This window comes from Bradyrhizobium sp. LB8.2, assembly GCF_040548035.1.
GTDB lineage: Bacteria > Pseudomonadota > Alphaproteobacteria > Rhizobiales > Xanthobacteraceae > Bradyrhizobium.
The window spans coordinates 66,345-79,964 of sequence record NZ_JBEPQV010000028.1 but is presented as its reverse complement, the minus strand read 5'-3'; the positions used below and the strand labels follow the sequence as shown (position 1 = coordinate 79,964).

General features: G+C 64.9%; 10 protein-coding genes. 2 read left to right on the top strand and 8 right to left on the bottom strand.

All coding sequences use genetic code 11. The features are described from left to right. Positions 1–15: 15 nt before the first annotated feature. The 5 genes from ABIB06_RS28480 to ABIB06_RS28460 form a co-directional block, all read right to left on the bottom strand. Positions 16–855 carry a segregation and condensation protein A gene (locus ABIB06_RS28480; RefSeq protein WP_247349167.1) on the bottom strand — a complete coding sequence of 280 codons (840 nt, stop codon included), beginning with the start codon at positions 853–855 and terminating at the stop codon, positions 16–18. Continuing rightward, complete coding sequence (gene nagZ / locus ABIB06_RS28475; RefSeq protein ID WP_247349168.1) at positions 852–1,880, bottom strand: beta-N-acetylhexosaminidase; 1,029 nt, start codon at positions 1,878–1,880, stop codon at positions 852–854. The genes ABIB06_RS28480 and nagZ overlap by 4 nt, the downstream gene beginning before the upstream one ends. A gap of 46 nt (positions 1,881–1,926) precedes the next feature. Continuing rightward, positions 1,927–3,492: an SPOR domain-containing protein gene (locus tag ABIB06_RS28470; RefSeq protein WP_354069504.1), complete on the bottom strand. Its 1,566-nt coding sequence runs from the start codon at positions 3,490–3,492 to the stop codon at positions 1,927–1,929. A 142-nt stretch (positions 3,493–3,634) separates the two neighbouring features. Then, a complete protein-coding gene (gene argS, locus ABIB06_RS28465) occupies positions 3,635–5,425 on the bottom strand; it encodes an arginine--tRNA ligase (protein WP_247349170.1) in 1,791 nt (596 codons plus the stop codon). Between the two features lie 9 nt (positions 5,426–5,434). After that, positions 5,435–6,643: a deoxyguanosinetriphosphate triphosphohydrolase gene (locus tag ABIB06_RS28460; RefSeq protein WP_247349171.1), complete on the bottom strand. Its 1,209-nt coding sequence runs from the start codon at positions 6,641–6,643 to the stop codon at positions 5,435–5,437. Between the two features lie 150 nt (positions 6,644–6,793). Between ABIB06_RS28460 and erpA the strand changes: the two genes are divergently transcribed. Continuing rightward, positions 6,794–7,123, top strand: coding sequence for an iron-sulfur cluster insertion protein ErpA (gene erpA, locus ABIB06_RS28455; protein ID WP_007610737.1), 330 nt, complete (start codon positions 6,794–6,796; stop codon positions 7,121–7,123). 9 nt (positions 7,124–7,132) lie between these two features. Here erpA and ABIB06_RS28450 read toward each other — a convergent pair whose 3' ends face one another. Beyond that, positions 7,133–9,463: a hybrid sensor histidine kinase/response regulator gene (locus ABIB06_RS28450; RefSeq protein WP_354047947.1), complete on the bottom strand. Its 2,331-nt coding sequence runs from the start codon at positions 9,461–9,463 to the stop codon at positions 7,133–7,135. A gap of 134 nt (positions 9,464–9,597) precedes the next feature. On the opposite strand from ABIB06_RS28450, the gene xth reads away from it, so the two are divergent. Beyond that, positions 9,598–10,395: an exodeoxyribonuclease III gene (gene xth, locus ABIB06_RS28445; RefSeq protein ID WP_354047949.1), complete on the top strand. Its 798-nt coding sequence runs from the start codon at positions 9,598–9,600 to the stop codon at positions 10,393–10,395. A gap of 15 nt (positions 10,396–10,410) precedes the next feature. Here xth and ABIB06_RS28440 read toward each other — a convergent pair whose 3' ends face one another. Both ABIB06_RS28440 and ilvD read right to left on the bottom strand, forming a co-directional pair. Then, positions 10,411–11,235, bottom strand: coding sequence for a tetratricopeptide repeat protein (locus ABIB06_RS28440; protein ID WP_247349174.1), 825 nt, complete (start codon positions 11,233–11,235; stop codon positions 10,411–10,413). Next, positions 11,222–12,946 carry a dihydroxy-acid dehydratase gene (gene ilvD / locus ABIB06_RS28435; protein WP_354047951.1) on the bottom strand — a complete coding sequence of 575 codons (1,725 nt, stop codon included), beginning with the start codon at positions 12,944–12,946 and terminating at the stop codon, positions 11,222–11,224. Before ilvD ends, ABIB06_RS28440 begins: the two co-directional genes overlap by 14 nt. Between the last annotated feature and the right edge of the window lie 674 nt (positions 12,947–13,620).

Genomic DNA, 13,620 nt, shown 5'->3' with positions numbered 1-13,620 from the left:
TTCTCCTTGTTGCACTTAAGCGACCGGCGCATCGGGCGCAGGAGCTGCGTCCACGATCGGCTGAGGGCGCCCCTTCCGGAAATAGATGGGCGAAAACGCCTCTTTCTGGTTCAGCTCGAGCTGACCTTCACGCACCAGTTCGAGCGCAGCCGCAAAACTCGAAGCCAGCACCGTCGCGCGCTGCGTCGGATCGGCAACGTGCCGGAGCAAATAGTCGTCGAGAACGCCCCAGTCGTCCTGTTCGCTGATGCTGCCGACCAGCCGCTCCAGCGTGGCGCGCGCCTCGGCGAGCGACCACACCGTGCGCTTGGCCAGATGCACGCTCGCCAGCACGCGCGACTGGCGCTGCGAGGCATAGGCGGTGAGCAGGTCATAGAGCGTCGCGGTGTATTTCGGATGCTTGATCTCGGCGATCTGCTCGGGCTCACCGCGCGGGAAGATGTCGCGCAGCAATTGTTGCCTATTCATCAGCCGGTTGGCGGCTTCGCGAATGGCTTCCAGCCGGCGCAGGCGGTTGGCGAGCGCCGTCGCCATCTGCTCCGCGCTCGGGCCGTCCGCACTCGGCGGCTCCGGCAGCAGCAGGCGCGATTTCAGGAAGGCGAGCCAGGCCGCCATCACGAGATAATCGGCGGCAAGCTCGAGCCGGATCTTTCGCGCGGCTTCGATGAAGTGGAGATACTGGTCGGCGAGCGCCAGGATCGAGATCTTGGCGAGATCGACCTTCTGCTGCCGCGCCAGTGCGAGCAGCAGGTCGAGCGGCCCCTCATAGCCCTCGACGTCCACCACCAACGCCGGCTCACCCTCGGCGAGTTCTGCGGGCCGCCCGGTTTCAAACGATAGGATTTCTGCGGTCATGCCGATGCCGTGTTTGCCCGTGCGATCAATGCGTCCAGTTCGGCGCGTGCGGCCGCGCGGTCGAGCGGCTGCGGTGCTTTACGCGCCGCGAGCGCGGCGTTTGCCCGCTCCAGCGCCCTGCCCGCCAATTCAGGTGTCTGGCCGGCGACCTCGCGCATCTCCTCGATGTTGCCGTTGCAATGCAGGGCCACGTCGCAGCCGGCCGCGAAGATGGCGCGGGTCCGTTCGGCGATATTCCCCGACAGCGCGTTCATCGACACGTCATCACTCATTAACAAACCCTGGAACCCGATCACGCCGCGAATCACTTCAGCGATCATTGTCGCAGATGTCGTCGCCGGATGGGCGGGGTCGACCGCGCTAAACACAACATGTGCAGTCATGGCCATCGGCAAATCCGCCAGCGGCTTGAATGCCGCGAAGTCGGTCCGTTCCAGTTCGTCCCTGGATGTATCGACCGTCGGCAGCTTGAAATGAGTATCGGCGGTGGCTCGCCCATGGCCGGGAATGTGCTTGAGGACCGGCAGCACGCCTCCCTGTTCCAGGCCCTCGGTGACGGCCCGGGCAATCGCCGCGACCTTGCCCGGCTCAGTGCCATAGGCTCGATTTCCGATGACTGCATCGGCGCCGGCCACGGGAACGTCGGCCAGGGGCAAACAATCCACGGTGATGCCGAGATCGGCGAGATCGGCCGCGATCAGCCGGGCGCTGAGGCGCGCCGCGGTCAGCCCGAACGCCGAATCAATGTCGTAGAGGCCTGCGAAAATGGCGCCCGGCGGATAGACCGGCCAATGCGGCGGTCCCAGCCGTTGCACCCGTCCGCCCTCCTGGTCGATCAGGACAGGGGCATCAGCAGAACCCGCAGCCGCTCGCAATTCCGCAACGAGTGCAGCAACTTGAGCCGGCGTCTCAATATTGCGCTTGAAGAGGATGAAGCCCCATGGGCGTTCGCTGCGGATAAACTCCCGCTCTACGGCGGTCAGTTCCGTTCCGGATACGCCCGTAATGAAGGCCCGCGTGCTCATAACGGCCGATTAACCCTGACCCGCGAGGGGGTCAAGGAAACGGCCGTTAATTCCTCTGGATGAGACACTGTGGTCCACCGGCAGCCTTCAGGCTGTTGCAGACCTGCGTCGCTTCCGCGGCCGAACCATAGGGCCCGGCGAAGGCGCGGTAGACGATACCCTTGCCCTTGTCAGTCAGATCGGTCCGCTTGATCACCGCCGAGCGCGATCCAAGGATGCTACCATACTTGCCCTGAAGCACCCGGTAAGATGCGGCGGCGCTGTCCTCGTTCTGCTGCGACGAGACCTGTACGATATAGCCGCCACTGCTGGCGGGCGCGAGTTGCGTCGGGTTGCTCGCAGCCATCCGCTGCGGCGGTTCGGCTGGCGGCGCCTGCGGCGCCAGCGACATCGGCTGGTTGGCACTGGCATTGGCCGAGGTCGGGGGCGTATGCGGGGCGATCGGCGCAGCTGGTGCCGTGAGCGTCTTCGGCGCAGTTGCCGTCCTGGCCGCAGCCGATTGCGGCGCCGCGCTATCGTTCTGATCGCCCTTCACGGCCACAGTCCTGATCGGGCGCGGCGAATTGTTCGGCAGCGTCCCGTTGCTCGGGTTCGGACCCGCACCCGACGGCGGAATACTGGACGGCGACACGCTCGCGACCGGAGGCGGGTTCGCGTTCTGGTTCAGCGGCGGGAACACCACACGGGGACCTCCCGCCTTGGCGTTGACGTCAACAGGCGCTTCCTCGCGCGGCACGATCTTCTCGGTGCCATCGCCGGTGACCATGCGGTCCGGCACTTTCGCCGAAGAATCCGACGGCGCCGGCACGACCTTGGTCGGCGTGTTGTCGGCCCTGATGATCGGCGGCTCGCCGCTGCGGGGCGAGCCCACATAGGTCTTGTAGGCGAAAGCAGCGCCGGTCCCGACCACGGCAAGCGTCAGGATCGCCGCGACCGTCATCATGCCGCCGCGCTGCTTTTTCGGCTCGTCGAGATCGGCCTCGGGATAGTCGCTCTGGAACGCGTAAGGATCGTCGGGATAGGCGGGGTCGCGCTGGTAGTCCTGCTCGCCCGCCTCCAGCCGTCCGTAGAGCGCATCGTCGTAGCGCGCCGGATCGGGCTGCTGATAGGCTTGCTCCTGGTAAGCCTGATCGGGCTGCTGGTAGGCCTGATCCTGGTAGGCCTGAGCTTGATAAGCCTGATCCTGGTGAGCGGGATCCTGATGGGCCTGCGGCTGATGAAAATCAGGCTCCGGCGCGGTCGGCTGGGCTGAATAGCGATGCAACGGATGAACCGGGCTTCCGGAAACGGGATACGCAGGCTCAGGGGCTGGCGCGGGCTGCACATTGGCGCGCCGCATCCATGAGGGTGGTCCGGGCGGCGGCGAGGCCTGCTCGGCATGGTCCTGCTGGTAATCGTCCTGCCGGTAGTCGTCGTCCTGATACCTTTGGGCAGGCGCAGGCGCCGCTGGCGGGTGCGCGCCGGGCCGCCCCTGCGCTGCGAACGGATCGGTCTGCCCGATCAGGCGAGCGAGCTCGGCCAAGGGATCGCCGCTCTCGGCCCTCCCATGCTGATCACCACCGCGACCATAGTCATCGGAAGGAAACGGTCTGTCCTGATATCGTTCGGCCATCGTGATGATGCGTCCCTTCGGGAAAGCCGCACGCCCCCTCGACCAAGGCACGGCTTTCGACCCACAAGGCTTTCAACCAAGTCTAAGCGATCCGGCTTCTGCCGGTTACCCCCAACAATCCCCTTAAGTAGTTCGCCCCAAACTACCGCATCTCGTCCGGAGCATGGACGCCGAGGATGGCGAGGCCCGATGCCAGGACAGAGACGACGCCCTGGACCATGGCCAGCCGCGCCTTCGTTAGAAGTGCATCATTATTGATAATGAAGCGTAAATAGGGCAAATCGCGCCCCTTCGTCCAAAGTGCATGAAATTCGCTGGCTAAATCATAGAGATAGAAGGCAATTCGGTGCGGCTCGTGGGCGCTTGCGGCCGCTTCCAGCATGCGCGGAAAAATTGCGAGCCGCTTGAGAAGGTCGAGCTCAGCCGGGTCCGACAGCCGCTCTACCGCCGACTCGGCGAGCCATGCGATGCGCTTTTCCGTATCCTCGGGGAGTTCCGGGAACACCTCCGCGCGTGCGTTGCGGAAGATCGAGTGGCCACGGGCGTGACCGTACTGCACGTAGAACACCGGGTTGTCGCGCGACTGTTCCATGACCTTGGCGAGGTCGAAGTCGAGCACCGCATCGTTCTTGCGATAGAGCATCATGAAGCGGACGGCGTCCTGGCCGACCTCATCCACCACCTCACGCAAGGTGACGAAGTCCCCGCTCCGCTTCGACATTTTCACCGGCTCGCCGTTGCGCAGCAATTTCACGAGCTGGACGATCTTGACGTCGAGCGCCCCCTTGCCGGAGGTCGTCGCCTTCACCGCCGCCTGCATGCGCTTGATGTAGCCGCCGTGGTCGGCGCCCCAGACGTCGATCATCTCGGCAAAGCCGCGGTCGAACTTGTTCTTGTGGTAGGCGATGTCGGAGGCGAAGTAGGTGTAAGAATTGTCTGACTTGATCAGCGGACGATCGACGTCGTCGCCATAGGCCGTCGCCTTGAACAGCAGCTGCTCGCGATCTTCCCAATCCTCGGCCGGAGCGCCCTTAGGCCGCGGCAGGCGGCCCTGATAGATGTCGCCCTTGGCGCGCAGGAAATCGATCGTCTCGGCGACCTTGTTGTTGCCGGGGTCCAGCAGCGAGCGCTCCGAAAAGAACACGTCGTGGCGGATGTTCAGCGCGCCGAGATCGCCCTTGATCTCGTCCATCATCATTGCGATCGCCTTGGCGCGCACCGTCGGCAGCCATGCGGCCTCGCTCATTGCGAGGAGCTTGTCGCCATGCTCCTTCACCAGCGCTTGCCCGACGGGCTTCAGATAGTCGCCGGGATAAAGGCCTTCCGGTATCGCGCCGATGTCCTCGTCGAGCGCTTCGCGATACCGGAGGAACGCCGAGCGGGCGAGCACGTCGACCTGCGCGCCGGCGTCGTTGATGTAATATTCGCGCGTGACGTCACGGCCTGCGAACTCGAGCAGGCTCGCCAGCGCGTCGCCGAACACGGCGCCGCGGCAATGGCCGACATGCATCGGCCCGGTCGGGTTGGCCGAGACGTATTCGACGTTGACCTTTGAGCCGCCGCGGGCGCGGCCGTAATCGGCGCCCTCGCGCAGCACCGTACGCAGCGCTTCCGCCCAGGCAGCCGGCTTCAGCGTCAAGTTGATGAAGCCTGGGCCGGCGACGTCCACCTTGGCGATCAGGGTATCCGCGCGCAGGCGCTCGGCGATCTGCTCGGCGAAATCGCGCGGCTTTGCCTTTGCCTCTTTCGCAAGCACCATGGCGGCGTTGGTCGCCATGTCGCCATGGGTGGCGTCGCGCGGCGGCTCGACAACCACGCGCGAGAAATCGATACCCTCGGGCCAGTTGGCTTCCGTCGCGAGCGCGCGGCAGACCGCGTGCACGCGTGCGAGCACGTCGGCGAACAGGTGCAGTGCTGAGGATGTGTCGGGCATGGGCGCCGCCTAACGCAAATCCGGGGTCGAGTCAAAGAGCCGCTGGTGCTCGGTCAGAGCGAAACGGTCGGTCATTCCAGCAATGAAATTGCCGATCCGCCGGGCCCGGTCGCCTTCATTGTCCGCCTCCGCCCCGACCAGCCATTCCGGCGGCAGCTCGCCGGGCGATTTGAGGTATTTGGCGAACAGGTCGAACAGGATCTGTTCCGCCTCGCCCATCACCCGCATGACCCGCTTGTGGCGGTACATGTGCTGATAGAGAAAGCGCTTGATGGCGGCCTCCTCCTCGGCGACCGCGGCGGGGAACGCGATCAGCGCCCGGCTCTGCCGGCGCACGTCCTGGGCGGATTGCGGTTTGACGGCGGCAAGGTTCTTCTGCGCCTCGGCGAATACCGCGCCGATCAGATGCGAGATCAGCTCGCGCACCAGTTCGGCGCCGCGCCTGACGTCTTCGAGGTCGGGGTAATGCGCGGAGGTCTCGCCGATGATCTCCGCGGTCAACGGCATCACCTTGAGGTCGTCGAGGTGAAACAGGCCGGCGCGCAGGCCGTCGTCGATGTCGTGGGCATCATAGGCGATGTCGTCGGCAATCGCGGCGACCTGTGCTTCGAGCGAGGCGAAGCTCCACAATTCGAGATCGTAGATCTTGATGTAGTCGGCGATGCCGACGGGAATGCCGTGCTCGCGATAATGCCCGACCGGCGCGCCGCTGCGATCGGTCAGCGGACCGTTGTGCTTGACGATGCCCTCCAGCGCCTCCCAGGTCAGGTTGAGCCCGTCGAAATCAGGATAGCGGTGCTCCAGCGCCGCAACGACGCGCAAGGTCTGGGCGTTGTGGTCGAAGCCGCCAAACTCCTTCAGGCAGGCGTCCAGTGCCCGCTCGCCCGCATGCCCGAAGGGCGGATGGCCGAGGTCGTGGGCGAGCGCGAGGGTTTCCGTGAGATCCTCGTCCAGTCCGAGCTGCCGGGCCAGCGCGCGGGCGATCTGCGCCACCTCCAGCGAATGGGTCAGCCGGGTGCGGTAGTGGTCGCCCTCGTGGAACACGAACACCTGGGTCTTGTACTTCAGCCGACGGAACGCGGTGGAATGGATCACCCGGTCGCAATCCCGCCGGAACGGGCTGCGGGTCTGGCTCGGCGGTTCCGCAACCAACCGGCCGCGGCTGCGCTCGGGATCGCAGGCATAGGGCGCGTGGGGGGCAGCCATTCCGACGGACACGGCGAATTTAGTCTCTATCCATTTGATTCTGCGTATGGTGGTACTTAACTATGCCGCACCCGGGATACCAAATGAATTGGGCAAGTAACCTTCAAGTGCCCCTTCCTTCAGGTGCCCTTGGTGTGACCGCGGGACTATCGGAGACGAACGATGACGACTGACGTGACCATCAGTGACAAGGCCGCACGCCGGATTGGGGAGATCCTCAAGGGCGAAGGGTCTGGCGCGATGCTGCGGATCTCGGTCGAGGGCGGCGGCTGCTCCGGCTTCCAGTACAAGTTCGACATTGACCGTGCCCGCACCGACGACGATCTCGTGATCGAGCAGGACAATGCGGTGGTGCTGGTCGATTCCGCCTCGCAGCCGTTCCTGGCGGGCTCGCAGGTCGATTTCGTCGACGATCTGATCGGCGCCTCGTTCCGCGTCAACAATCCGAACGCCACCGCGTCCTGCGGCTGCGGGACCAGCTTCTCGATCTGACGTCGCCGGTTATGCGCCGGTGATCTGCCTTTCCTCGTCCGTCCAGTCCGCCTCGACCGGCATCTGCTGCGGCTGAAGCGGTGCATCCTCCGACACCAATTGGCCGTCCAGCGCGCGCAGCAGTGCCGCGACCAGCGCGGGCTTGCGCAACGGTTTTGCCAGGAAGTCGGACATGCCCGCCTCGCGGCAGATCTTGACGTCTTCGGCGAAGGCGTTGGCGGTCAGCGCGACGATCGGCAGGGCTTCGAAGCGCCCGCCCTGTGCGCGGATCGCACGCGTCGCAGCAAGGCCGTCCATCTCGGGCATGCGCACGTCCATCAGCACGACATCATAGTTGCTCTCGGCAACCGTCTCGACGGCCTCGACGCCGTCGGCCACGACGCGCAGCTCGACGTCGAAGGCGCCGAGCATCTTGCTGACGACCATACGGTTGACGGCATCGTCCTCCGCGACCAGCACCTTCAACGGCCGGTCGAGTTCGGCGATACGCGCCTTCAGATCGTCGGCTTCGTCGCGGTCTGAATTGTGGTCGGATGCCTGCGCCTGGCTCCAGGGCAGCACCAGCGTGAAGCGGAAGGTCGAGCCCTCACCCGGCGTCGAGGTGACGCCGATGGTGCCGCCCATCTGCTCGATGATGCGCCGGGAGATCGCCAGGCCCAGCCCGGTGCCGCCGAAGCGGCGGCTGATCGAGGCATCGGCCTGCGCAAAGTCAGAGAAGAGCTGGCCGAGCTTTTCGGGGGCGATGCCGATGCCGCTGTCGGTCACGCTCCATTCGACAGTGGCGAGCAGATCGCGGCGCGCCTGACAGACTGCTGCGATCGTGACTTCGCCTTGGTCGGTGAATTTCACCGCGTTGGAAGCGAGGTTGAGCAGCACCTGCCTGATGCGTGCGACGTCGCCGCGCAACGTCGGCGGCAGGTTCGGATCAAGCTCGACCTTGACCGTGAGCCCCTTGCTCTTGGCGCTCGCGCGCACGACGGTCGCGACTGTCTCGACCAGCGCCTGCGGCGCGAAGTCGATCGCCTCGAACGCGAAGCGTCCGGCCTCGAGCTTGGAGAGATCGAGGATGTCGTTGAGGATGCGCTGGAGATTATCGCCGGATTCGCGGATCGACGTGACGGCCTCGTGCTGCTCCGGATCGAGCTTCGTCTCCAGCAACATGCTGGCGAGCCCGAGCACGCCGTTCATGGGCGTGCGGATCTCGTGGCTCATCACCGCCAGGAAATCCGATTTGGCGCGGCTCTCGGCCTCGGCCTTTTCCGCGCGCCAGCGCTCGGTCACGTCGCGGCCGAAGCCGCGATAGCCGAGGAATTGGCCGTCGCGGTCGTAGGCTGGATTCGCAGTGAGCGACCACAGCCGCGCCTCGCCGCCGGCAACGACCTTGAGGTTCATCTCGTGCAGCGGTTCGGCGTGCTCCATCAGCCCGACGACGTTGTAGGCCGCGCTTTTGTCCTCGGGGCACAGCATGTCGAGCACGTCGGCGAAATGCGAGCCCTTCAGCAGCTGCAGCGGCAGCTGCGCGACGGCGGCGAAGCGCTCGGGCACGTCGACCAGATGCCCTTCGGCATCGGTCTGCCACAGCCAGTCGCTGGCGTTCTCCTGAAAATCCTTCAGCAGCAGCGAAATGATCTCGGTCTGGCGCTCGAGCTCGAGTTGGGCCTTGAGATTGCCGAGGAACAGATTGCCTTGCGAGACGATGTTGCGCGCCATGAAGAACGCGAATAGCAGCAGGAACACCGCAGTCACGAGGTAAGGCCCGGTGCCGCACAACAGCAGTGCGCCGGCGCAGGCGATCGTTGTCGTCGCGAGATAGACGAGGCCGGCGCGCGGGAAGGTCGAGAGCGTGAAGGCGCCGCCAGACATCATGCCGACCATCAGGCAGGCCAGGACGAGCTGGCTGGTCGGCTCGATGCGGCTGAACAGGGCGAGCGGCAGCGTGCCCCAGATCGCGGCCAGGAAAAATGCCTGCCGCAGCATCTGCCGCGCGGCGCGCGCGGTAGCCTCTTGCGGCGGGTTCCGATGCGAACGCCGCCACGCGCGCACCGCGAGCGAGGCGGTGGCGGCGAGGGTCATGCCCCAGATTGCGAGGAAATCGTTCCAGCCCCGGCCCCAGAACAGGACCAGCACGACCGCGACATTGAGCATGGTGACGGCCATCGTCATCGGGATCAGCCGCGTCATCGCGTCGATCTGCTTGGCGCGGATGCGGCGCAGCTCGCGCTCGCTGAGATCGGCGGTCAGGCCGTCCTCGATCTCGAAGCCGCCGAGCCAGTACAGGAACGCGCCGATCAGGCCGTCGCGCGGCTCGGTTCGCTTCATGGATTTGTCCGGCCATCCCATTCGAAAAACCTTTTCAGTATCAATGGCCCAGGGCCGGCTTAAGCCGGGTTAATTTTGTGGGAGATTTTGCGGACGCCTTGACGGGCGCGTTTGCAGTTTGTTCTAACCATGGCCCCTGCCCGGAGCCCGTCGACATGCCCATCAGAATAGCCACCTGGAACGTGAACTCGGTCCGGCAGCGGATTGATCTGCTGCTGACCTGGCTGAAGGAGTGCCAGCCGGACATCGTCTGCCTCCAGGAGATCAAATGCGTCGACGAGGCCTTTCCGCGGCTGGAGATCGAGGCGCTCGGCTACAACGTGGTCACCCATGGGCAGAAGACGTTCAACGGTGTCGCCCTGCTCTCGAAGCTCCGGTTCGACGAGACCAAGTCGGGGCTGACCGGCGACGACGAGGATGCGCACGCTCGCTTCCTCGAAGGCGTGGTCACTTTGAAGCGTGGGGTGCTGCGCGTCGCCTGCCTCTATCTGCCCAATGGCAATCCGGTCGGGACCGAGAAATATCCCTACAAGCTCAAATGGATGTCGCGGCTTCTTGAGTATTCGAAGGAGCGCCTCAAGTCCGAGGAGCCACTGGTCCTCGCAGGCGACTTCAACGTCATCCCGCATGCCCGCGACGTCCATAACCCCGCCGCCTGGACCGAGGACGCCCTGTTCAAGCCTGAGACGCGGGAGAGTTTTCAGTCCCTGCTCGGCCTCGGCCTGACCGATGCGCTGCGGGCGGTTACTGACGAGCCCGGGCTCTACACTTTCTGGGACTACCAGGCCGGCGCCTGGCAGAAGAATCACGGCCTGCGGATCGACCATCTGCTGCTGTCGCCACAGGCCAGCGACCGGCTCGCCAATGTCGGCATCGACAGCTATGTGCGCAGCTGGGAGAAGCCGTCGGACCACGTGCCGGTGTGGGCGGATCTGGACCTCGAGGCGGCGTGAGGCCGCCTCAACCAATCACTCCCGGCGGCCCTGCACCCACTGCTCCAGCATTTGCAGGCACATGGCGCGGTCGTCGTCGGACGATTTTGCGAAGGCGCGGTTGTAGTTTTCCTTGATCCAGGTCTCGTCGCTACCTGCGCTGTCACGCGCCAGCGTCAGCCACATCAGGCCCCGCGCGGCCTGCCGCGGCAGGCGGTCGCCGTTGAACAGCATCTGACCGAGCAGCGCCTGGGCCTCGTGCTGGCCCTTCTGCGCGGCGAGCCCAAGCCAGCGCGCGCCGTAGCGGAAATCCTCGCGCGAGGCGTCCGGTGTCTTCAGGTACAGGCGGGCGAGGTCGTATTGCGCATCCGCGTTGCCGAAATAGGACGCGGCATAGGAGAACATCTCCCGCGCGCGCTCCTGGTCCGGCTTGACCTTCGAATTCGGGATGCCGCTCAGATAATAGCGACCGAGCGCGACAAAGGCGTTGGCGACGATCTGCGCCTGCGGCGCCGAGGGGCTGTCCTCGGCATGTGCGTTGGCGATGCGGCTGAAATACTCGAACGCGCGCACATCGTCCTGAGCAACGCCGTCGCCATTGGCGTACATGCGGCCGAGCCTCCACTGCGCGATGGGGTGGCCACCCTCGGCGGCATATTGCAGGGCGCTGAGCGAGCTTTCCTGAGTCGCGACCGCCGGCGGCACATTGCGCACCTTGCCCGCTGCGCCCGGCAAGGTCGTCACCACCGGGATGGTCGCATCCTTCGGGCTGACGGGCGCGCCGTCGAAGGCGAGCGCCGGCGCGCCTAGCGCGGTAGCCCCAAACACAAACGCAACTATGATACGCCTAGATGTCCGCATAGCACTGTTTCTCGTGCGCGCCGCCCGGATGGGTCACTGCCCCCCCGACCGCCGGTCCAACCTGCTGAGCATATTTCCAGAGCGCGCCCGTCGTGTGGTTAGTCGCGCGAGCGCTCCATTTGGTCTTGCGCTGGGCAAGCTCCTGGTCGCTCAATTTTACGTCAAGTGTCCCGGCGACCGCATCGATCTCGATGATGTCGCCGTCCTCGAGCAGCCCGATCGGGCCGCCGATGGCGGCTTCAGGCCCGACATGGCCGATGCAGAAGCCGCGGGTGGCGCCGGAAAAGCGGCCGTCGGTGATGAGCGCGATCTTGCCGCCCATGCCCTGGCCGGTCAGCGCCGCGGTGGTCTGGAGCATTTCCCGCATGCCGGGACCGCCCTTCGGCCCCTCGTAGCGGATCACGATGACTTCGCCTTCGCGGTAGGTACGCTTCTGGACGGCCTCGAAAGCATCCTCCTCACGGTCGAAGCACCTGGCCGGACCGGTAAACCTGAGGTTGGACATTCCCGCGACTTTCACGATCGCACCTTCTGGCGCCAAATTGCCCTTCAGACCGACCACACCGCCGGTGACGGTGATGGGCTTGTCTGCCGGGTGCACCACGTCCTGGTGCGGATTCCATTTAACGCTTTTGAGATTTTCGGCGATCGTTCGACCGGTAACCGTAATGCAGTCACCGTGGAGAAATCCGTTGTCGAGCAGCGTCTTCATCAGAAGCGGTATGCCACCTACTTCAAACATGTCTTTGGCGACATAACGGCCGCCCGGCTTCAAATCAGCGACATATGGTGTCTTTTTGAAGATTTCAGCGACGTCGAACAGGTCAAACTTGATGCCGCACTCGTGCGCGATCGCCGGCAGGTGCAATGCAGCATTGGTCGAGCCACCGGACGCGGCGACCACGGCGGCCGCATTCTCCAGCGCCTTGCGGGTGACGATATCGCGCGGCCGGATGTTTTGAGCGATCAAGGCCATGATCTGCTCGCCCGCGGTCATGCAGAAGGCGTCGCGAATTTCATACGGTGCCGGAGCACCAGCCGAGTACGGCAGCGCCAGGCCGATCGCCTCGGAGACGGTCGCCATCGTGTTGGCGGTGAACTGCGCGCCGCAGGCACCCGCCGAGGGGCACGCCACGCGCTCGATCTCGTCGAGATCCTCGTCCGACATCGCTCCGACCGAGTGCTTGCCGACGGCTTCGAACATGTCCTGCACGGTGACCTGCTGGCCCCGGAAATTGCCGGGCAGGATCGAGCCGCCGTAGATGAAGATCGAGGGCACGTTGAGGCGGACCATCGCCATCATCATGCCCGGCAACGACTTGTCGCACCCGGCGAGGCCAACGAGAGCGTCATAGGCGTGGCCGCGGATCGTCAGCTCGACGGAATCGGCGATGCATTCGCGGGACGGCAGCGAGGAGCGCATGCCGTCATGGCCCATGGCGATGCCGTCGGTCACGGTAATGGTGCAGAACTCGCGCGGCGTGCCGCCGGCGGATACGACGCCCTTCTTCACCGCCTGCGCCTGGCGCATCAGGGAGATGTTGCAGGGCGCGGCCTCGTTCCAGCACGAGGCGACGCCGACGAACGGCTGGTGGATCTGCTCGGTGGTGAGACCCATGGCGTAGAGGTAGGAGCGATGGGGCGCGCGCGCAGGGCCTTCCGTCACGTGACGGCTCGGCAGCCTCTGCTTGATGTCGGTCTTTGCGTCCATCGCAAACCAGTTTCCCCGGCCAACCCTTTCAGACCCGAAAAATCAGAGCCAAGATTTGAATCGACCTTGGGATTTCCCGTCGCCTTTCAGGACCACCGCTGCCGCTAAAACATTAGAGTGATTTTATTCAAGTTCAGGTGTGGCCAAAAAGCGGCGTTGATGCGAACGGACAGAGATGAGGGGTTAGATCCGGTAGGAGTGTTGCATGGACGGCACAATCGTGGCCCGAAGGACACGGAAAAGCCTACAGTGATACCCTCGCTGGAAAGGCGGTCCACAACCTCAGATTTTGCGGCGGGTGACGCGCGCGGCTCACCTCGGCAGATGACGGCGCGCAGTTCGGCTGAGTCGGCGCCTTCATCACCACTCACGTGTCCCGGAAGCGCTGCGCCGCATCCTGGGTAGGAGATCAGAATCTTTCCGCGGAGGGATTCTGGATTGCTTCCGCCTTCGCTAAAGCTTCGGCGGACAAGTCGCTGCGCTCGCGATGACGGAGCAAGGGGCATCGTCGGTGCTCACTCTCGTGTCCCGGACAAGCTGCAACGCCTCTTAGCGTTGCGGCGCGGAGCCGGGACCCAGAAGCCGCGAATTCTCTGCAGCATGGGCCCCGGCTCTGCAGCGCGCCGCAAGGCGCTGCGCGGCGTCCGGGGCACGAGAGCGGAATTCAACGTCGC

Bases quoted from the DNA above. Each gene is read 5' to 3' on its own strand.
- xth (WP_354047949.1), top strand. From the start codon at position 9,598: ATGCCCATCAGAATAGCCACCTGGAACGTGAACTCGGTCCGGCAGCGG.
- ABIB06_RS28480 (WP_247349167.1), bottom strand. From the start codon at position 855: ATGACCGCAGAAATCCTATCGTTTGAAACCGGGCGGCCCGCAGAACTC.
- ABIB06_RS28470 (WP_354069504.1), bottom strand. From the start codon at position 3,492: ATGGCCGAACGATATCAGGACAGACCGTTTCCTTCCGATGACTATGGT.
- ABIB06_RS28440 (WP_247349174.1), bottom strand. From the start codon at position 11,235: ATGCGGACATCTAGGCGTATCATAGTTGCGTTTGTGTTTGGGGCTACC.
- ilvD (WP_354047951.1), bottom strand. From the start codon at position 12,946: ATGGACGCAAAGACCGACATCAAGCAGAGGCTGCCGAGCCGTCACGTG.
- erpA (WP_007610737.1), top strand. From the start codon at position 6,794: ATGACGACTGACGTGACCATCAGTGACAAGGCCGCACGCCGGATTGGG.
- ABIB06_RS28450 (WP_354047947.1), bottom strand. From the start codon at position 9,463: ATGGGATGGCCGGACAAATCCATGAAGCGAACCGAGCCGCGCGACGGC.
- argS (WP_247349170.1), bottom strand. From the start codon at position 5,425: ATGCCCGACACATCCTCAGCACTGCACCTGTTCGCCGACGTGCTCGCA.
- nagZ (WP_247349168.1), bottom strand. From the start codon at position 1,880: ATGAGCACGCGGGCCTTCATTACGGGCGTATCCGGAACGGAACTGACC.